Here is an 18,348-nt window from a genome sequence, read left to right as displayed (position 1 = left end):
GGGGCGAAATCGGCGATAATCCCGGCCATGGCCATCACCCTCAAGACCCCCGAAGAACTCGAGCAGATGCGCGTCGCCGGCCGGCTGGCCGCCGAGGTCCTGCAAATCGTCGCGCCGCACGTGAAGCCGGGCGTGACCACCGCCGAACTGGACCGCATCTGCCACGATCATATCGTCAACGTGCAGAAAGCCATCCCGGCCAACATCGGCTACGGCGGCGGCCACGGGCGGATTCCGTTCCCGTCCACGGTGTGCACCTCGGTCAACAACGTCATCTGCCACGGCATGCCCAGCGAGGGCAAGGTGCTGAAGGACGGCGACATCCTGAACATCGACGTGACCGTCATCAAGGATGGCTGGCATGGCGACACCAGCCGCATGTACTTCGTCGGCACCCCTTCGGTGATGGCGAAGCGGCTGGTGGATACCACCCGCGAGGCGATGTTCCGCGGCATCAGGGCGGTCCGTCCGGGCGCGACCCTGGGCGACATCGGCCACGCCATCCAGCAGTTCGCCGAGGCCGAGCGCTTCAGCGTGGTGCGCGAGTACTGCGGCCACGGCATCGGCAAGGTCTACCACGACGAGCCGCAGGTGCTGCATTACGGCCGCCCGGGCGACGGCGTGGTGCTGAAGCCGGGCATGACCTTCACCATCGAGCCGATGATCAACGAGGGCACCCGCTTCTCCAAGGTGCTGCCCGATGGCTGGACCGTGGTCACCAAGGACCGCAAGCTCTCGGCGCAATGGGAGCACACCGTGGCGGTGACCGAGGACGGCGTCGAGATCCTGACCCGCCTGCCGGGCGACGACAACGACCTGTGAGCAGTCCCCAGGCCGCGACTGATTCATTGCCGCGGCTGACCGGGATCGGCCCGGGAATCGCGGATGACGCGGCCTGGTCGGCCGCCGCCCGCGCCGCGCTCGGCCACAACGACGCGCGGCTGGGCAAGCGCTTCGACCACGGCGACGGCATGGACCGGATCCTCGCGCTGCGCGCGCGCGGCGTGGATCACCTGCTGCGGGACGCCTGGCAGCGCTGCTTCCCCGCCGACAGCCTGATGGCGTTGTTCGCGGTAGGCGGCTACGGCCGTGGTGAACTGTTCCCGCAGTCGGACGTGGACCTGCTGGTGCTGGCCGAAGCGCCGGCGCAGGCGCGATACCACGAGGCGCTGGCGCGTTTCTTCGCGCTGCTGTGGGATGCCGGCCTGCCGATCAGCCATGCGGTGCGTTCGGCCGTCGAGTGCACCGAGGCCGCCGCCGACCAGACCGTGCTGACCGCGCTCATCGAGGCGCGGCCGGTGGTGGCCGAACCGGTCGACGAGGCGCGCCTGATCGATGCGGTGTCGGCGGCAAGGGTCTGGCCCGCGCGCGATTTCTTCCTCGCCAAGCGCGAGGAAATGAGTGCCCGCCATGCGCGCTTCGGCGATACCTCCGAAAACCTGGAACCGAACATCAAGGATGGCCCGGGTGGTCTGCGCGATCTGCACACGCTGGGCTGGATGGCGCTGCGTACCTTCGGCGTGCGGGATCTGGAACCGCTGGTCGGCATGGGCCAGTTGGGACCCGACGAGGCGGCCGCGCTGGCACGCGAGCGCCGCGCGCTGGGCCGCCTGCGCCACGGCCTGCACCTGATCGCCGGTCGTCCCGAGGAACGCCTGCGCTTCGATTTCCAGAAAGCGCTCGCGCAGCGCCTGGGCTTCGTCGACGACGCCGAGAACCTGGGCGTCGAGAAGATGATGCAGGGCTTCTACCGCAGCGCCGCGATTGTCCGTCGCATCAGCGATCGGCTGCTGCAGCGGTTCGAGGAACAGTTCGACGGCGAGGCGTTGCCGGAGCCGCTGGACGACGCGTTCGCGCTGCGCCGCGGCTACCTGGCCGCGCGGGATCCGGCCTGGCCACAGGATGACGTGTCGCAGGTATTTGCCCTGTTCGCGATGTGGGCCGCGCAGCCGCAGGTGCGCGGACTGCATTCGCTCACCGCGCGCGCGCTGGCCGAGTCATTGCCGAAATTGACCGCGTATCCGGCTGCGACGGGCGCCCAGCGCGATGCCTTCATGGGCCTGCTGCGCGGGCCGCGCGCAGTGGAAACGTTGACCCGGATGGCGCGGTTGGGCGTGCTGGGCCAGTGGCTGCCCGCGTTCGCCCGGGTGTCCGGGCGCATGCAGTTCGATCTGTTCCATGTCTACACCGTGGACCAGCACACCCTGATGGTGTTGAAGAACCTGGCCACGTTCTCTTCCGGCCGCGCGGACGAACGCTTCTCCATCGCCCATGAGGTCTGGCCGCGCCTGCGCAAGCCGGAACTGCTGCTGCTGGGCGGCCTGTTCCACGACATCGCCAAGGGCCGCGGCGGTGATCATTCCGAACTCGGGGCGGTCGATGCGCGGGAGTTCTGCGCCGCGCATGGCCTGAGCGCCTCCGACACCGATCTGGTGGCCTGGCTGGTGGAACAGCACCTGCGCATGTCGGTGACCGCGCAGAAGCAGGACATTTCCGATCCGGACGTCATCCACGCGTTCGCACGCCTGATTGGCGATCGCGAGCGGCTCGATTACCTGTACCTGCTGACCTGCGCCGACATCGCCGGCACCAGCCCCAAGCTGTGGAATGCCTGGAAGGATCGGCTGCTGGCGGATCTCTACTTCGCCACCCGCCGGGTGCTGCGCGAGGGTCTGGAACATCCGGTCGACGTCGACGCGCGGCTGGCCGAGGCGCGCGAATCGGTGCGGGTGCTGCTGCGCCTGCACGCCATCGGGGACGTGGACGCCGACGCGCTGTTCGCGGCGATGCCGGAGGAGAGCTTCCTGCGTTTCCGGCCGGAGCAACTGGCCTGGCAGGCCGAGGCGTTGCGAGGCGTGGGACCGGGCGAGACGCGCGTGCGTGCGCGGCTGATCGCCGAGGACGCCAACGCGATGGAAGTATTCGTGCATTCGCCTGATCGTGATGGCCTGTTCGCCGCGATCCTGTCCACCCTCGATCGCATGGGCTACGCCATCCACCAGGCGCGGGTGCTGGTGGGGCCGCAGGGCACGGTGTTCGATACCTTCGAGGTGCTGCCCGCCGACAGCTACGCCACCCGCGATCCGGCCGACGTCGAGCATGGCCTGAGCGTCGCCTTGGCCGGCGCGCTGGACAAGGTGCGCACCTCGCGGCGCGCGTTGCCGCGCCAGCTCCGCCATTTCCGCTTCGCGCCGCGCATCGAGTTCGGGCGCACGCCGGATGGCCGACGCACCGTGCTCAGCCTGATCGCGCCGGATCGCCCGGGCCTTCTGTCGGACGTGGCCCAGGTGCTGCGCGCGCAACGCCTGCGGGTGCATGACGCCCGCATCGCGACCTTCGGTGAACGCGCCGAAGACATCTTCCAGATCACCGACGAAGGCGACATGCCGCTGGCGTCGGAAGAACAGCAACAGGCCCTGCGCGACGCATTGCGCGCGGGGCTCGAAACCCATTGACGAACACTCCCCCAAGGAACCCGGATTGATGAGCCCGAAGAAAGCCACCGCCGTTGAAGAACTGAAGTCGACCATCGAGAGCGCGTTCGAACGCCGCGCCGAACTGACCACCGTCGAGATCGAGGGCTCCACCCGCGCCGCGGTCGAGCGCGCCATCGACGGCCTGGAAAGCGGCAAGCTGCGCGTGGCCGAACCGGACGGCAAGGGCGGCTGGAAGGTCAACGAGTGGCTGAAGAAAGCGGTGCTGCTGTATTTCCGGGTCAACGAGATGGAACTGGTCGAAGCCTATCCCGCGCCGTTCTGGGACAAGGTGGAAGCGCGCTTCGGCGCGTTCGACGAAGCCGATTTCCGCAAGCTGGGCGTGCGCGTGGTGCCGGGCGCGATCGCCCGCCGCGGCAGCCACTTCGGCAAGGACGTGGTGCTGATGCCGAGCTTCGTCAATATCGGCGCCTATGTGGGCGAGGGCACCATGGTCGATACCTGGGCCACGGTCGGTTCCTGCGCGCAGGTCGGCAAGCATTGCCACCTGTCCGGCGGCGCCGGCATCGGCGGCGTGCTGGAGCCGCTGCAGGCCTCGCCGACGATCATCGAGGACCACTGCTTCATCGGCGCGCGCTCGGAAGTCGTGGAAGGCGTGGTGGTCGGCCATCACAGCGTGATCGGCATGGGCGTGTTCCTGGGCCAGTCGACCCGCATCTACAACCGCATGACCAAGGAAATCACCTACGGCTATGTGCCGCCGGGCAGCGTGGTGGTATCCGGTTCGCTGCCGGCCGCCGACGGTTCGCACTCGCTGTATTGCGCGGTGATCGTCAAGCAGGTCGACGAGAAGACCCGCAGCAAGACCAGCGTCAACGAACTGCTGCGCGGGCTGGCCGACTGATTTTTTCCGAGCCGGTGGACGCGAAGGCGCCCATCGGCATGACGTTGCGCACGGACACGCGGAATCCATCGCGGGACGCGTGGCCGTGAAAAAGGATTCGAGCATGACCACGACGATCTACGGACTCAAGAACTGCGACACCTGCAAGAAGGCCACCAAGTGGCTTGATCGCTTCGAAGTCGCCCATGCCTTCATCGACTACCGCGACAACCGGCAGGCGCCCGAGGTGCTGAAGGACTGGGCCGATCACGCCGGGGGCTGGGACGCGCTGATCAACAAGTCCTCCACCACCTGGCGGCAGTTGCCGGAGAATCGCAAGTCGCCCGGTTCCGAAGCGGAATGGAAACTGCTGCTCAAGGAATACCCGCAGTTGATCCGCCGGCCCGTGGTCGTACGGGAGAAAGGCGGTGAAACCGTGTTTTCACAGGGCTTCAGTGACAATGGCTTCAAGAAGCTGTTCGGAGTCGGCAAGTGAGCGATGTCGTCGAGCTTTCCAGCGAACTGATCCGTCGCCATTCGGTGACTCCCGATGACGCGGGCTGCCAGCAAGTGCTGGCCACGCGCCTGACCGCCGCCGGATTCAGTTGCGAATCCCTGCGCTTCGGCGATGTCGAAAATCTCTGGGCCACCCACGGCAGCGGTGCGCCGGTGCTGGTGCTGCTCGGCCATACCGATGTGGTTCCGCCCGGCCCGCTGGACGCCTGGACCAGCGATCCCTTCATCCCGACGTTGCGCGACGGCGTGCTGTACGGGCGCGGCGCGGCCGACATGAAATGCAGTGTCGCCGCCTGCACCATCGCGCTGGAGCGCTTCGTCGACGCGCATCCGGATCATCCCGGCACGGTCGCGCTGCTGGTGACCTCGGACGAGGAGGGCGACGCCCTGGATGGCGTGAAGCTGGTGGCCGAAACCTTCCGCGAGCGCGGCCAGCGCATCGACTGGTGCATCACCGGCGAGCCTTCCTCCAAGGAGGTGCTGGGCGACCTGCTGCGCGTCGGCCGTCGCGGCACGCTCACTGGCACCCTGAGCGTGCGCGGGGTGCAGGGCCATGTGGCCTATCCGCACAAGGCGCTCAATCCGATCCACAAGGCGCTGCCGGCGCTCGCCGAACTCGCCGCGCGGGTCTGGGACGATGGCTACGAGACCTTTCCACCGACCAGCCTGCAGATTTCCAACATCAACGCCGGCACTGGCGCCAGCAACGTCATTCCGGGCGAACTGAAGCTGGTGTTCAACCTGCGCTTCAATCCCAGCTGGACCGCCGCGCGCCTGGAAGAGGAGATCGAGTCGGTGCTGCGCCGGCACGAACTGGACTACGCCGTCCACTGGCACCGCGGCGGCGAGCCGTTCTACACCCCGGAAGGCCATCTGCGCGCCACCGCGCGCCAGGTGCTGGCCGAGTTCTCGGGCGCGCCACCGGAAGAGAGTACGGCGGGCGGCACCTCCGACGCGCGTTTCATCGCGCCGCTCGGGGCCGAGTGCATCGAGATCGGCCCGGTCAACGCCAGTATCCACAAGGTTGACGAGAACATCGTGGTGGCGGAGCTGGAAGCGCTTCCTGGCCTCTACCAGCGATTGCTGGAGCGGCTCCTGCTGCCGGCCGCCTGAGTGGTCCGGGAATGGTTGCGGCTGAAACCATGACGAGGAACGCGCCCGGTACTTGCCAAGCCCCGCCGGGACCGGTTAGGGTCGCTTCCATGCTTCGTCTCGCCACCGCCGCCGCGAACAATTCGAACCGCCGCAACAATGCGCGTGCGAATAATCGTGCGTGGACGCTGCGGGTCTGCGACTAGGCATAGAAGTACCAGCCGGACACAGAAAACCCGCATCGCGAGATGCGGGTTTTTTTTCGCCCTTCGCCAGCCCTTCCTCTCCCAACCCCATTTCCCAGGAGTTTCCCATGTGTTCCATCTTCGGTATTTTCGGCCTGCAGGCCGGTGACGACGCCACCGTCCTGCGCCGGCAGGCGCTGGAACTTTCCCAGCGGCAGCGCCATCGCGGCCCGGACTGGAGCGGCGTGCATCTGGACGACGGTGCCATCCTCGTCCACGAGCGCCTGGCGATCGTCGATCCCGCCGGCGGTTCGCAGCCGCTGCGCTCGGCCGACGGCGGCCTGGTGCTGGCGGTGAACGGCGAGATCTACAACCACCGCGAGCTGAAGAAGGAACTGCGCCAGCCCTACGCGTTCCAGACCGGTTCGGACTGCGAAGTGATCAATGCGCTGTACCGCGAAGACACCCCGGAGTCGTTCCTCAACCGCCTCAACGGCATCTTCGCGTTCGCGCTGTGGGACGTGGCCGCGCGCCGTTTCCTGATCGCACGCGACCCGATCGGCGTGTGCCCGTTGTACTGGGGACACGATCGCGAAGGCCGCCTGTGCGTGGCCTCGGAGATGAAGGCACTGGCGGATCTGTGCGCGGACGTCGCGCAGTTCCCGCCGGGGCATTACTACGACAGCGCCAGCGGCGAACTGAAGCCGTACTACGGCAAGGCCTGGCGCAGCTACGACGCGGTGCAGGGCGTGGAAGTCACCCGCGAGGAACTGCGCGAGGCGTTCGAGCGCGCCGTGCATCGCCAACTGATGACCGACGTGCCATACGGCGTGTTGTTGTCCGGCGGGCTGGATTCCTCGCTGGTCGCGGCGGTGGCCGCGCGTTTCGCGCGGCGCCGGGTGGAGGACGATGACACTTCCGAAGCCTGGTGGCCGCGTCTGCATTCCTTCGCGATCGGCCTGAAGGGTTCCCCGGATCTGGCCGCCGCGGAGGTTGCCGCGCAGGCGCTGGGCACCGTCCACCACGGATTCGAGTACACCTTCGAGGAAGGCCTGGACGCGCTGCCGGAAGTGATCCGCCACATCGAGACCTACGACGTCACCACCATCCGCGCTTCCACCCCGATGTTCCTGCTCGCGCGCCGGATCAAGGCGATGGGCGTGAAGATGGTGCTGTCGGGCGAGGGCTCGGACGAAATCTTCGGCGGCTACCTGTACTTCCACAAGGCGCCGAACGCACGCGAGTTCCATGAGGAACTGGTGCGCAAGCTGGATGCGCTCTACAACTACGACTGCCTGCGCGCCAACAAGTCGATGATGGCCTGGGGCGTGGAGCCGCGCGTGCCGTTCCTCGACGTCGAATTTCTCGACGTGGCGATGCGGATGGACGCGCAGTACAAGATGGCCGGAAAGGGCCGGATCGAGAAGGCGGTGTTGCGCGAGGCGTTCGAGGGTTACCTGCCGGATTCGATCCTGTGGCGGCAGAAGGAGCAGTTCAGCGATGGCGTCGGCTACGGCTGGATCGATGGCCTGAAGGCGCATGCCGAGGATCAGGTCAGCGACCGCGAACTGGCGGCGGCGGACAAGCGCTTCCCGATCAACCCGCCCCAGACCAAGGAAGCCTATCACTACCGTAGCCTGTTCGAGCGCTTCTACCCCGGCCAGGCCTGCGCCGAGACGGTGCCGGGCGGCAAGTCGATTGCGTGCTCCTCGCCGGCGGCGATTGCCTGGGACGCCAGTTTCGCGGCGGCCGCCGATCCGTCCGGCCGGGCGGTGGCGGGGGTGCACAACGCGGCCCTGTGAGGGCCGCGAAAGCGGCTGCGAGTGCGACTGATTCCGATTAGAACACCGGCGCCCGGCTTCGGGCATCATGCGCGGCAGTTGCAAGGAGTTGAACCCATGAAAGGCCATCCCGAAGTTGTCGATTACCTCAAGCAGTTGCTGCGTGGCGAGCTGTCCGCGCGTGACCAGTACTTCATCCATTCCCGTCGTTACGAGGACATGGGACTGATCGCGCTCTACGAACGCATCGACCACGAGATGCAGGAGGAGACCGAGCATGCCGACGCGCTGCTGCGGCGGATCCTGTTCCTGGAGGGCGATCCGGACATGGGCCCGACGCCGTTCACTTCAGGGCGCACGGTCGAGGAAATGCTGCAGCGGGATCTGGAAGTGGAGTACGAGGTCCGCGCCAATCTCGCCAAGGGCGTGGCGCTGTGCGAACGGCACGGCGACTTCGTCAGCCGCGAGATCCTGCAGACCCAGCTGAAGGATACCGAGGAGGATCACGCGCACTGGCTGGAACAGCAGTTGGGCCTGATCAAGCGCATCGGACTGGAAAACTACCTGACCGCGCGACTCGCGCAGAAATCCTCGGCCGAGTGACCTCGCTGGAAGATGAAAAACACCCTGGCGGCGACGCCGGGGTGTTTTTTTTTCAGGCGCGCTTTCGCAGCCGGTAGACCGCGGTGTGCAGGGCAGTGACGCCCTCGGCGCGGAAGCTGGCCTCGCTGGCGAGGATATCGCGGCGCTCCAGCCGCTCGATGTCCCAGCGATTCGCGAACAGGCGCTGGACTTCGGCTTCGTCGACCGAGAACGGCGGGCCGCTCTTTTCCGGTTGCGGATATTCCAGCGTGATCAGCAGGCCGCGGCAGCCGGCGGGCAGCCGGCCGTAGACCTCGTTGGCGTAGCGTGCGCGCAGTTCCGGCGGCAGCGCGATCAACGCGGCGCGATCGTAGACGGCCTCGCATGTCGCCAGGGTGGCGGCGTCCAGCGCGAACACGTCGCCGAGCATCAGCTCGATGCCATCGACCGCGTGCAGGCGACCGGCCGGCGTGTCGGTGACCTGCGGACGCAGGTCGTTTTCCTCGAAGAACTGCCGCACGGCGAGCGGCGACAGTTCGGCGCCCAGCACCGGATGGCCCTGCGCGGCCAGCCAGATCATGTCCAGCGTCTTTCCCGCCAGCGGCACGAACACCCGACGGCCGGCGGGCACCGCCAGCGCCGGCCAGTGCTGGACCAGCAGCGGCATCACCTCTTCCCGATGGAAGCCGATGCGGCCCTCGCGCCAGCGTTCCAGCCAGAACTCCGGCTGCATCACTCCACCCCGAGCCCGTCGACCTTCTGCCAGCCGCGCGGCAGCAGGCCGCCACGGGTCGCGCGCGCGCCGAGGTAGGCGTCCAGATCCTTGAACGACAGCGACATCGTGCGCTGTCCGCTGCGTACCTGCAGGGTGTTGCCCGGAGACACGGCGGCGATCGCGACCACCCGTTCGGTGCCGAGCTTGGCCTTGGGGATGTCGATGATCTTGTTGCCCTTGCCCTTGTCCAGTTCCGGCAGCTCGCTGATCGGGAACGCCAGCAGGTGGCCGGCGGTGGTCACCGCGACGATGCGGTCGGTGTCAGGATTGGCGATCGGGGCCGGTTGCAGCACGCGCGCGCCGGTGGTCAGGTTGAACATCGCCTTGCCGGCCTTCTGGCGGCCGGTCAGGTTCTCGAAGCGGGTGACGAAGCCGTAGCCATGCGAGGACGCCAGCACCAGCCGGGTGTCGTTGTCGCCACTGGCCAGGGCCTGGAACGAGGCGCCGGCGGCCGGCGAGAAACGGCCCGTCAGTGGTTCACCGTTGCCGCGCGCGGAAGGCAGGGTGTGCACGGGGGTGGAGTAGCTGCGGCCTTCCGAATCCAGGAACGCCACCTGCTGGGTGCTGCGCGAACGCACCGCCGCCAGCAGGCTGTCGCCTTCGCGGTAGGACAGTCCGGCGGCGTCGACTTCATGGCCCTTGGCCGCGCGGATCCAGCCCTTCTCCGACAGCACCACGGTCATCGGCTCGGCGGCCACCAGATCGGTTTCGTCCAGGGCCTGCGCGGCATCGCGCTGCACCAGCGGCGAGCGGCGGGCGTCGCCGAACTTCTTGGCGTCGGCGGTCAGCTCGTCCTTGATCAGCTTCTTGAGCTTGGCCTTGGATTCCAGGATGGACTGCAGCTTTTCGCGTTCGGCGGCCAGTTCGTCCTGCTCGCCGCGGATTTTCATTTCCTCCAGCCGCGCCAGCTGGCGCAGCTTGGTGTCGAGGATGTAGTCGGCCTGATCCTCGGTCAGCTTGAACCGCGCAATCAGCGCGGGCTTGGGCTCATCCTCGGTGCGGATGATGCGGATGACCTCGTCCAGGTTGAGGAACGCGATCAACAAGCCTTCCAACAGGTGCAGGCGGCGATCGACCTTCTCCAGCCGGTGCTTGAGCCGGCGGGTGACGGTTTCGTAGCGGAAGCTGAGCCATTCGGTCAGCAGCATCTTCAGGTTCTTGACCTGCGGACGCCCGTCCAGGCCGATGATGTTGAGGTTGACCCGGTAGCTCTTTTCCAGGTCGGTGGTGGCGAACAGATGGCCCATCAACTGTTCGACGTCGACCCGGTTGGAACGCGGAATCAGCACCACCCGCACCGGGTTGGCGTGATCGGATTCGTCGCGGATGTCCTCCAGCCAGGGCAGCTTCTTGGCGCGCATCTGGGTGGCGATCTGTTCGATCACCTTCGAGGGCGAGACCTGGTAGGGCAGGGCGTTGATGACCAGGTTGCCGTTTTCCCTGGCGTAGGTGGCGCGGGCGCGCACGCTGCCGTTGCCGGTTTCATACATCGCCCGGAGATCCGACAGCGGCGTGATGATCTCCGCGGTGGTGGGATAGTCCGGGCCATGCACGTGTTCGCACAGGTCGGCGACGGTGGCGTCCGGATCATCGATCAGGCGGATGCACGCGCTGACGATCTCGTTGAGGTTGTGCGGCGGCACGTCGGTGGCCATGCCCACGGCGATGCCGGTGGTGCCGTTGAGCAGCAGGTGCGGCAAGCGCGCCGGCATCCAGGTCGGCTCTTCCAGGGTGCCGTCGAAGTTGGGCGTCCAGTCCACCGTGCCCTGGCCAAGCTCGCCCAGCAGCACTTCGGCGATCGGGGTCAGCTTGGCCTCGGTGTAGCGCATGGCCGCGAACGACTTGGGATCGTCGGGCGAACCGAAGTTGCCCTGGCCCTCGATCAGCGGATAGCGGTACGAGAACGGCTGCGCCATCAGCACCATCGCCTCGTAGCAGGCGCTGTCGCCGTGCGGGTGGTACTTGCCGATGACATCGCCGACGGTGCGCGCGGACTTCTTCGGCTTGGAGGCGGCGCTGAGCCCCTGTTCACTCATCGAATAGATGATCCGGCGCTGCACCGGCTTGAGGCCATCGCCGATGAAGGGCAGGGCGCGGTCCAGCACCACGTACATCGAGTAGTCCAGGTAGGCGCGTTCGGCGTACTCGCGCAGGGGGATCTGTTCGAAGCCGTGGAAGGAGGTGCGGATGGTGTCGCTCATCGGTTGCGTCGGTCTGCGGGTTGTTCCAATCGGGCAATTCTACCGGTCAACGGCCTGATCCATGCCCAAAAGAAAAGGCCCCGCGATGCGGGGCCTTCCTGGCGAAGCGAGTGGAACTCAATTGCCGGCGGACGGTGCCGGTGACGGCGCGGGATCCGCCCCGGTCGCGGCGTCGCCGGCCTTCGGGGTCGGCGGCCGCGCGGTACCGCCCGGACGCAGGGTGACCGTGGCATTGAGGACGTTCTCCTCGCCACGGACAATCTTCACCTCATAGGTGCCCAGCGGGAGCGAGCGAAACCGGTACTTGCCGTCTTCATCGGCCACGGTCTCGCGCTTGAGGCCGGTGCCGGTATTGGCGACGTACACCTTGTCGCCGGGCGACGCGTCGCCGTTGATGTTGCCGTCGGCGCGCTGCGCAAACGCCGTGAATGCCACCAGCAGGAGTGCCGTCGCCGCAGCGAACAGTCCCGCCTTCTTGCCGAATGCCTTGATCATGTCCTTCTCTCCCTGAGGAGAGCGCACATTCACGCGCCGCCCCGGGGCGGGGACAGTGGCGGAAGTCATGGTTACAGATACAAAAAAACCCGCCGGAGCGGGGTTTCGTGTCGGCGGATTCCGCCGGTTTGCAGTGGTGCCCAGGAGAGGACTCGAACCTCCACGGTTTTACCCGCTAGTACCTGAAACTAGTGCGTCTACCAATTCCGCCACCTGGGCGAGGTGTGCAGGCCGCGAATTCTGGAGGTCGCGTCGGACTTTGTCAACGGTTGTTTTTCTCACGGCCGGCATTCAGGCGGGGTGTAACATGGCCGCATGAGCAAAAACACAAGCAGGAAAGGCGGCAAGGCCGCACCCGGAAAGGGCAGCAGGGGCGGCGCCGGAGCCGCATCGGGTGGTCCGCGCAAGAAGGCCGCGCTCCCACCCTGGATGCCGGATCTGCCGCCGTCGCGCGGCAAGGCCGCGGCGCCGAAACCGTCTCCCGGGCGTGGCCCGCGGCCCGGCGGGCGTGGCTCCTCCTTCACCGATCCCCATGCCGCGCGCGAAGCCGCGCGCTACGACAACCCCATTCCCAGCCGCGAGGCCATCCTCGGCCTGCTGGAAGCGTCGGACGGCCCGCAGACGGCCGAAGAGATCGCCCCCCGGCTGGGCCTGACCGCGCCGGACCGTTTCGAGGCGCTGGGCAAGCGCCTGGCGGCCATGCTGCGCGACGGCCAGGTGGTGCAGAACCGCCGCGGCGGCTATGCGCCGGTGCAGCAGACCGACCTGGTCGCCGGCGTGGTCATCGCCAATCCGGACGGGTTCGGTTTCCTGCGCCCGGATGCCGGCGGCGACGATCTGTTCCTGCCGCCGTACGAGATGCGCAAGGTGATGCACGGGGATCGCGTGCTGGCCAACGTCACCGGCATCGATCACCGCGGCCGCCGCGAAGGCAGCATCGCGCGGGTGCTCGAACACCGCCTGACCCGCTTGATCGGGCGCTTCGGTTTCGAAGCCGGCATTGCCTACGTGGCGCCGGACGACAAGCGCGTGCAACGCAACGTGCAGATTCCGCCGGACGCGACCCAGGGTGCGCGCGACGGCCAGTTGGTGGTCTGCGAACTGACCCAGCCGCCGGACGTGCGGCGTCCGCCCATCGGCAGGATTCTGGCGGTGCTTGGCGACAAGCTGACGCCGTCGCTGGTGGTGGAAGCCGCCATCCACGGCCATGACATTCCCCACGAGTTCCCGCCGGAAGTGCTGGCCGAGGCCACCGCCGTGCCGCTGGTGGTGGAGGAAGGCATGCTGGACGGACGCGTGGATCTGCGCGCCGTGCCGCTGGTCACCATCGATGGCGAGGACGCCAAGGATTTCGACGACGCGGTCTACTGCGAGACCAGCCGTACCGGCTTCCGCCTGATCGTCGCCATCGCCGACGTGTCGCATTACGTCCGTCCCGGGACGCCGCTGGACGACGAGGCGCAGAAGCGCGCGACCTCGGTGTACTTCCCCGGTTTCGTGGTGCCGATGCTGCCGGAGACCCTGTCCAACGGCATCTGCTCGCTGAACCCGAAGGTCGATCGCATGTGTTTCGTCTGCGACATGCAGATCGATCACGACGGCCAGGTCACCCGCTCCAAGTTCTACGAAGCGGTGATGAACTCGCATGCGCGCCTGACCTATACCCAGGTCTGGAACGCGGTCGGCCTGGACGACGAGGAGGCGAAGCGCCAGGTCGGCGCGCAGTTGCCGCAGGTCGAGCGCCTGCACCAGCTGTACCAGGTGCTGGCCAAGGCGCGCCAGCAGCGCGGCGCGATCGAGTTCGAATCCTCCGAGGTCCGCTTCGTGCTGGACAACCGCGGCGAGGTCACCCAGGCGGGCATGCTCCAGCGCAACGACGCGCACAAGCTGATCGAGGAATGCATGATCGCGGCGAACGTGGAGGCGGCGAAGTACCTGCTGCAGAAACGCGTTCCCGCGCCATACCGCATCCACGAGAAACCGCCGGAATCCAAGTTCGAGGATCTGCTGGAGTTCCTCAAGGAATTCAAGTTGAGCCTGCCGGCCTGGGGCAAGGTGCAGCCGCGCGACTACACCAGGCTGCTGAAGAAGATCCGCGACCGTCCGGATGCCGCATTGCTGGAATCGGTGCTGCTGCGCAGCCAGAGCCTGGCGGTCTACGCGCCGGACAACGTCGGCCACTTCGGCCTGGCGCTGGAGGCGTACGCGCATTTCACCTCGCCGATCCGGCGCTATCCGGACTTGCTGGTGCACCGTGCGATCAAGTACGCGCTCAAGGGCGGCAAGCCCGACAAGTACCTGTATCCGCCGCACGAGATGGCCGCGCTGGCGCTGCAATGCTCCGAGCGCGAGCGCCGTGCCGACGAGGCCGAACGCGAGGTCGACGAGCGCTACCGCGCGGCGTGGATGGAAAAGCACATCGGCGGCCAGTTCGAAGGCGTCATCAGCGGCGTGACCAGCTTCGGCCTGTTCGTCGAACTGGACGAATCCAAGGTCAACGGCCTGGTCCACGTCACCCAGCTGCCGCACGACTATTACCACTTCGATCCCATCCGCAAGACCCTGTCCGGCGAACGCCGCGGCAAGCAGTACCGGCTGGGTGATCGCGTGCGCATCATCGTGCTCAAGGCCAGCCTGGAAGAGCGCAAGATCGACTTCCGCCTGGTCGAGGACAAGGCGGAGCAGGGCGTGCCGGCGCCCCCGCCGCGCGGCCAGCCGGCCCGTCGCAAAAAGCAGGCGTACTGAATAGCCGGGATTGGGGATTCGGGATTGGGGATTGGTGGCTTGCCGCGGATCTTCCAGGACGAGTCCCCATCCCGAATCCCTCATCCCGAATCCCCAATCAAAATGAGCAAACAGAACCAATGGATTGTCGGCGTCAACGCGGTGGCCTCGGCCATCGAGAACGATGCCGATAACGTGCGCGAGGTCCTGGTCGAGGGCGGCAGCAAGAACGCGCGCCTGACCGAGATCGAGGAGAACGCGCGCCGCAAGGGCATCGAGGTGCGGCGGGTGACCGCGCAGGCGCTGGACGGCGTTGGCGGCAGCGTGCGCCATCAAGGCGTCGCCGCGCGCTATGCGGCCGCGCGGACCTGGGACGAGAACGAACTGGAAGGCCTGGTCGAGGCGGCCGAAGGCAAGGCGCTGCTGCTGGTGCTGGATGGCGTGCAGGATCCGCACAACCTCGGCGCCTGCCTGCGCAGCGCGGCGGCGGCTGGGGTGACCGCGGTGGTGATTCCGAAGGACAAGTCGGCCACGGTCAACGCGACCGTGCGCAAGACCTCGGCCGGCGCGGCCGATCGGATTCCGGTGGTGGCGGTGACCAATCTTTCGCGCTGCCTGCGCGATCTGCAGAAGCAGGGCGTGTGGATCTACGGCCTGGCCGGCGAAGCCGACGCGTCGCTGTACGCCACCGACCTGCGTGGCAACGTCGCGCTGGTGCTCGGTGGCGAGGCCGATGGCCTGCGCCGGTTGACCCGCGAGCACTGCGACGGCCTGGTGAAGATCCCGATGCCGGGCGACATCGAAAGCCTCAACGTGTCGGTGGCCGCCGGCATCACCCTGTTCGAGGCGGTTCGCCAGCGCCTGGGCTGAGCCGCGTCGGCGGCGAAGACGATAGGATGGCGCGCATGCCTACCATGCGCCCCTTCCGTTCCGTCCTCGCGCGGCTGCTCGCCGTCGCCCTGCTGATGTCCGCTGCCTGTGCCGCGTCGGCGCAGTCGTCCGAACGCGTGCGCGCCCGTGATCTGGGCGTGGCACCGGGCATCTTCCCCACCGGCACGCATAATGCCATCACCGACGTGGCCGGGGTACGGGTGGGGCAGGTGACCCTGCGCGAGGGCGAGCGCGTGCGCACCGGCGTCACCGCGATCCTGCCGCATGCCGGCAACGCCTACCGTTCGCGGGTTCCGGCGGCGCTGCATGTCGGCAACGGTTTCGGCAAGTTCATCGGTGCCACCCAGGTGAACGAACTGGGCGAACTGGAAACCCCGATCCTGCTGACCTGCACGCTGTGCGTGTGGAAGGCCGCCGACGCGATGGCGGCGTGGCTGCTGGAACAACCGGACATGCTGCAGGTGCAATCGATCAATCCGGTGGTGGGCGAGACCAACGATGGCGGCCTGAACGACATCCGCGCGCGACCGGTGACGGCCGAGGCGGTGCGCGAGGCCTTGACCGGCGCCCGTGACGGACCGGTGCAGGAAGGCAGTGTCGGCGCCGGCACCGGCACGGTCGCGTTCGGCTGGAAAGGCGGCATCGGAACCTCGTCGCGGGTGTTGCCGGCCTCGCTGGGTGGCTGGACGGTGGGCGTGCTGGTGCAGAGCAACTTCGGCGGCGTGTTGCAGGTGCAGGGCGCGCCGGTCGGCCGTGAGCTGGAACGGTTCGCCTTCCAGGAAGCGGTCGCCGCCAAGCTGCCGGATCCGGGGCTGGCCGACGATCGCGGTGACGGGTCGATCATCCTCATCATCGCCACCGATGCGCCGCTGGGCGATCGCAACCTCGGCCGGGTTGCCTCCCGCGCGATGATGGGGTTGGGCAGGACCGGCAGTTCGGCCTCCAATGGCAGCGGCGACTATGCGCTGGCATTCTCCACCGCCGAATCGGTGCGCCGCCGCTTCGGCGAACCTCGCCGCACCACCACCGAACTGGCCAACGACGAAATGAGCGCGGTGTTCCAGGCCACTACCGAGGCGGTGGAGGAAGCGATCTACAACTCGCTGTTCATGGCCACCACCACGCACGGCAATGGCCAGACGGTCGAGGCGATTCCGCTGGACCGCGTGCGGGCCATCCTGGCGAAGTACGGCATCCGCCCGCGCTGAGATTCCGCCGCGGGCTCAGTGCACCACGTTGCGGACGAAACGCAGCGGAACGGTGCCGTCGTTGCGGTAGGCGTAGTCGCGATCGCTGGGGAAGACGAAGAAATCGCCCGCGTCGATCCGCTGTTCGCCTTCCGGCAATTCCAAGGTCAGGCAACCTTCGATGATGTAGAACATCTCGTGCCAGCCGGCCGGATCGGCGAACGAGGTGTAACGCTCGCCCGGCATCAGGGTCCAGGACCAGAATTCGACTTCGCCGCGGGCCGGAACGCTGGCCAGCAGGACCGCCTGCGAGGCGGGATCGCGGCCGCTCCAGGCCAGGGCTTCGATGCGCTCGCGGCTGGCCCCGACCGGCGCCTGGACCAGATCCGCGAACTTCACCCCCAGCGCCTCGGCGATCCGATCCAGCGTGTTGAGGCTGACGTTGGCGTCGCCCGACTCGATGCCGACCAGCATGCGCCGGCTGACCTCGGAGGCGTCGGCGAGGGCCTGCTGGCTCAGGCCCGCGGCCTGGCGCAGGCGGCGGACGTTTTCGGCGACGTGTTCCAGAACGCTCATGAAGTAATTGCGCAATATGTTGCACAGCGGTTAAGCTGCCCTTGTGCAATATAGTGCACCTAATCCTCCTCCTCAAGCGCCGACCCAAGCCGGGCCCGGCGATCGCAGGTCATGTCGTGAACACCGTCCGTACCTCCTCCCATCACTCGCTGTGGCTGCCGATTGGCTTGCTGCTGATTGCGATGGCGTCCATCCAGCTCGGCGCCTCGCTGGCCAAGAGCCTGTTCCCGGCCGTGGGCGCCGCTGGCGCGACCGCGCTGCGCCTGGGCGTGGCGACCGTGCTGCTGGCGGTGGCGTTCCGGCCGTGGCGGGTGCGGGTCCAGCGCGACCAATGGCCGGCGTTGCTGGTCTACGGCGCGTCGCTGGGCCTGATGAACCTGCTGTTCTACAAGGCGCTGGAAACCATTCCGCTGGGCATCGCGATCTCGCTGGAGTTCACCGGCCCGCTGGCGGTCGCGCTGTTCGGCTCGCGCCGGCTGCGGGACGTGGCCTGGGTCGCGCTGGCGGTCGCCGGCCTGCTGATGCTGCTGCCGAAGGGGCAGGAGCAGGCGCTGGATCCGGTCGGCATGGCCTATGCGCTGGGCGCGGGCCTGTGCTGGGCGCTGTACATCCTGTTCGGACAGAAGGCCGGCGCCGAACACGGCCCGCAGACCGTGGCGCTGGGATCGATCATCGCCGCCGCGGTCGCGGTGCCGTTCGGCATCGCCCATGCCGGCACCGATCTGCTGTCGCCGGCGTTGTTGCCGGTGGCGCTGGCGGTCGCGCTGCTGTCGACGGCGATTCCGTACAGCCTGGAAATGGTCGCGCTGACGCGGCTGCCGACCCGCACCTTCGGCATGCTGATGAGCCTGGAGCCCGCGTTCGGCGCGATGTCCGGCCTGCTGTTCCTGCACGAGCAGCTCAGCGGAATGCAGTGGCTGGCGATCGGCGCGATCATCCTGGCCTCCGCCGGCACCGCGATGACCGCGCGGGCGCCGGTGCATGAGCCCGGCGCGGGCGAGGGCTGACAACCCGCGACTTCGCGCG

At 67.5% G+C, this 18,348-nt stretch carries 15 protein-coding genes and 1 tRNA gene; 11 read left to right on the top strand and 5 right to left on the bottom strand.

Going from position 1 to position 18,348, the window contains the following annotated elements; all coding sequences use genetic code 11:
- The first annotated feature begins 27 nt into the window (after window positions 1-27).
- The 7 genes from map to bfr all read left to right on the top strand — a co-directional run bounded on the left by map (window position 28) and on the right by bfr (window position 8,494).
- The gene (gene map / locus FHW78_RS16525; protein ID WP_141453551.1) at window positions 28-822 is read left to right on the top strand and encodes a type I methionyl aminopeptidase; all 795 of its coding nucleotides are present in this window, start codon (window positions 28-30) and stop codon (window positions 820-822) included.
- Window positions 744-3,455, top strand: a complete 2,712-nt coding sequence (gene glnD, locus FHW78_RS16520) for a [protein-PII] uridylyltransferase (protein WP_183643137.1) — start codon at window positions 744-746, stop codon at window positions 3,453-3,455. Before map ends, glnD begins: the two co-directional genes overlap by 79 nt.
- The gene (dapD, locus tag FHW78_RS16515) at window positions 3,340-4,338 is read left to right on the top strand and encodes a 2,3,4,5-tetrahydropyridine-2,6-dicarboxylate N-succinyltransferase (protein ID WP_328805015.1); all 999 of its coding nucleotides are present in this window, start codon (window positions 3,340-3,342) and stop codon (window positions 4,336-4,338) included. The genes glnD and dapD overlap by 116 nt, the downstream gene beginning before the upstream one ends.
- Before the next feature lie 103 nt (window positions 4,339-4,441).
- On the top strand, window positions 4,442-4,813 hold the full coding sequence (locus tag FHW78_RS16510; protein WP_183643134.1) for a Spx/MgsR family RNA polymerase-binding regulatory protein: 372 nt from the start codon (window positions 4,442-4,444) through the stop codon (window positions 4,811-4,813).
- On the top strand, window positions 4,810-5,946 hold the full coding sequence (gene dapE, locus FHW78_RS16505; RefSeq protein ID WP_183643131.1) for a succinyl-diaminopimelate desuccinylase: 1,137 nt from the start codon (window positions 4,810-4,812) through the stop codon (window positions 5,944-5,946). The genes FHW78_RS16510 and dapE overlap by 4 nt, the downstream gene beginning before the upstream one ends.
- A 292-nt stretch (window positions 5,947-6,238) precedes the next feature.
- Window positions 6,239-7,912: an asparagine synthase B gene (gene asnB / locus FHW78_RS16500; protein ID WP_183643128.1), complete on the top strand. Its 1,674-nt coding sequence runs from the start codon at window positions 6,239-6,241 to the stop codon at window positions 7,910-7,912.
- Between the two features lie 96 nt (window positions 7,913-8,008).
- Complete coding sequence (gene bfr / locus FHW78_RS16495; protein ID WP_183643125.1) at window positions 8,009-8,494, top strand: bacterioferritin; 486 nt, start codon at window positions 8,009-8,011, stop codon at window positions 8,492-8,494.
- Between the two features lie 52 nt (window positions 8,495-8,546).
- Here the strand turns inward: bfr and FHW78_RS16490 are convergent, their stop codons facing one another.
- The 4 genes from FHW78_RS16490 to FHW78_RS16475 form a co-directional block, all read right to left on the bottom strand.
- On the bottom strand, window positions 8,547-9,206 hold the full coding sequence (locus tag FHW78_RS16490) for a thiopurine S-methyltransferase (RefSeq protein WP_183643121.1): 660 nt from the start codon (window positions 9,204-9,206) through the stop codon (window positions 8,547-8,549).
- Window positions 9,206-11,449: a DNA topoisomerase IV subunit A gene (gene parC, locus FHW78_RS16485; RefSeq protein ID WP_183643117.1), complete on the bottom strand. Its 2,244-nt coding sequence runs from the start codon at window positions 11,447-11,449 to the stop codon at window positions 9,206-9,208. Before parC ends, FHW78_RS16490 begins: the two co-directional genes overlap by 1 nt.
- Before the next feature lie 117 nt (window positions 11,450-11,566).
- Window positions 11,567-11,944 carry a carboxypeptidase-like regulatory domain-containing protein gene (locus tag FHW78_RS16480; protein ID WP_183643113.1) on the bottom strand — a complete coding sequence of 126 codons (378 nt, stop codon included), beginning with the start codon at window positions 11,942-11,944 and terminating at the stop codon, window positions 11,567-11,569.
- Between the two features lie 134 nt (window positions 11,945-12,078).
- Window positions 12,079-12,163, bottom strand: a tRNA-Leu gene (locus FHW78_RS16475).
- Window positions 12,164-12,259: 96 nt separating this feature from the next.
- Here FHW78_RS16475 and rnr point away from each other — a divergent pair.
- The 3 genes from rnr (at window position 12,260) to FHW78_RS16460 (ending at window position 16,767) form a co-directional block, all read left to right on the top strand.
- Complete coding sequence (gene rnr / locus FHW78_RS16470; RefSeq protein WP_183643110.1) at window positions 12,260-14,689, top strand: ribonuclease R; 2,430 nt, start codon at window positions 12,260-12,262, stop codon at window positions 14,687-14,689.
- 102 nt (window positions 14,690-14,791) lie between these two features.
- Window positions 14,792-15,538 (top strand): 23S rRNA (guanosine(2251)-2'-O)-methyltransferase RlmB, encoded by a 747-nt coding sequence (rlmB, locus tag FHW78_RS16465; protein ID WP_183643107.1) that lies wholly within the window; start codon window positions 14,792-14,794, stop codon window positions 15,536-15,538.
- A 35-nt stretch (window positions 15,539-15,573) separates the two neighbouring features.
- A complete protein-coding gene (locus FHW78_RS16460; protein WP_218533611.1) occupies window positions 15,574-16,767 on the top strand; it encodes a P1 family peptidase in 1,194 nt (397 codons plus the stop codon).
- A 15-nt stretch (window positions 16,768-16,782) separates the two neighbouring features.
- Here FHW78_RS16460 and FHW78_RS16455 read toward each other — a convergent pair whose 3' ends face one another.
- Window positions 16,783-17,322: an XRE family transcriptional regulator gene (locus FHW78_RS16455; RefSeq protein ID WP_183643104.1), complete on the bottom strand. Its 540-nt coding sequence runs from the start codon at window positions 17,320-17,322 to the stop codon at window positions 16,783-16,785.
- Window positions 17,323-17,438: 116 nt separating this feature from the next.
- On the opposite strand from FHW78_RS16455, the gene rhtA reads away from it, so the two are divergent.
- Complete coding sequence (gene rhtA / locus FHW78_RS16450; protein ID WP_183643101.1) at window positions 17,439-18,329, top strand: threonine/homoserine exporter RhtA; 891 nt, start codon at window positions 17,439-17,441, stop codon at window positions 18,327-18,329.
- Window positions 18,330-18,348 lie beyond the last annotated feature (19 nt).

It is taken from the genome of Pseudoxanthomonas sp. OG2, assembly GCF_014192765.1.
Classification (GTDB): domain Bacteria; phylum Pseudomonadota; class Gammaproteobacteria; order Xanthomonadales; family Xanthomonadaceae; genus Pseudoxanthomonas_A; species Pseudoxanthomonas_A beigongshangi.
Note: the sequence above shows the minus strand (reverse complement) of the source record. Positions and strands in the feature narration are given on the sequence as shown.

Bases quoted from the DNA above. Each gene is read 5' to 3' on its own strand.
- rlmB (WP_183643107.1), top strand. From the start codon at position 14,792: ATGAGCAAACAGAACCAATGGATTGTCGGCGTCAACGCGGTGGCCTCG.
- FHW78_RS16460 (WP_218533611.1), top strand. From the start codon at position 15,574: ATGCCTACCATGCGCCCCTTCCGTTCCGTCCTCGCGCGGCTGCTCGCC.
- map (WP_141453551.1), top strand. From the start codon at position 28: ATGGCCATCACCCTCAAGACCCCCGAAGAACTCGAGCAGATGCGCGTC.
- FHW78_RS16490 (WP_183643121.1), bottom strand. From the start codon at position 9,206: ATGCAGCCGGAGTTCTGGCTGGAACGCTGGCGCGAGGGCCGCATCGGC.
- rnr (WP_183643110.1), top strand. From the start codon at position 12,260: ATGAGCAAAAACACAAGCAGGAAAGGCGGCAAGGCCGCACCCGGAAAG.
- FHW78_RS16510 (WP_183643134.1), top strand. From the start codon at position 4,442: ATGACCACGACGATCTACGGACTCAAGAACTGCGACACCTGCAAGAAG.
- parC (WP_183643117.1), bottom strand. From the start codon at position 11,449: ATGAGCGACACCATCCGCACCTCCTTCCACGGCTTCGAACAGATCCCC.
- asnB (WP_183643128.1), top strand. From the start codon at position 6,239: ATGTGTTCCATCTTCGGTATTTTCGGCCTGCAGGCCGGTGACGACGCC.
- FHW78_RS16455 (WP_183643104.1), bottom strand. From the start codon at position 17,322: ATGAGCGTTCTGGAACACGTCGCCGAAAACGTCCGCCGCCTGCGCCAG.
- bfr (WP_183643125.1), top strand. From the start codon at position 8,009: ATGAAAGGCCATCCCGAAGTTGTCGATTACCTCAAGCAGTTGCTGCGT.
- glnD (WP_183643137.1), top strand. From the start codon at position 744: ATGGGAGCACACCGTGGCGGTGACCGAGGACGGCGTCGAGATCCTGAC.
- FHW78_RS16480 (WP_183643113.1), bottom strand. From the start codon at position 11,944: ATGATCAAGGCATTCGGCAAGAAGGCGGGACTGTTCGCTGCGGCGACG.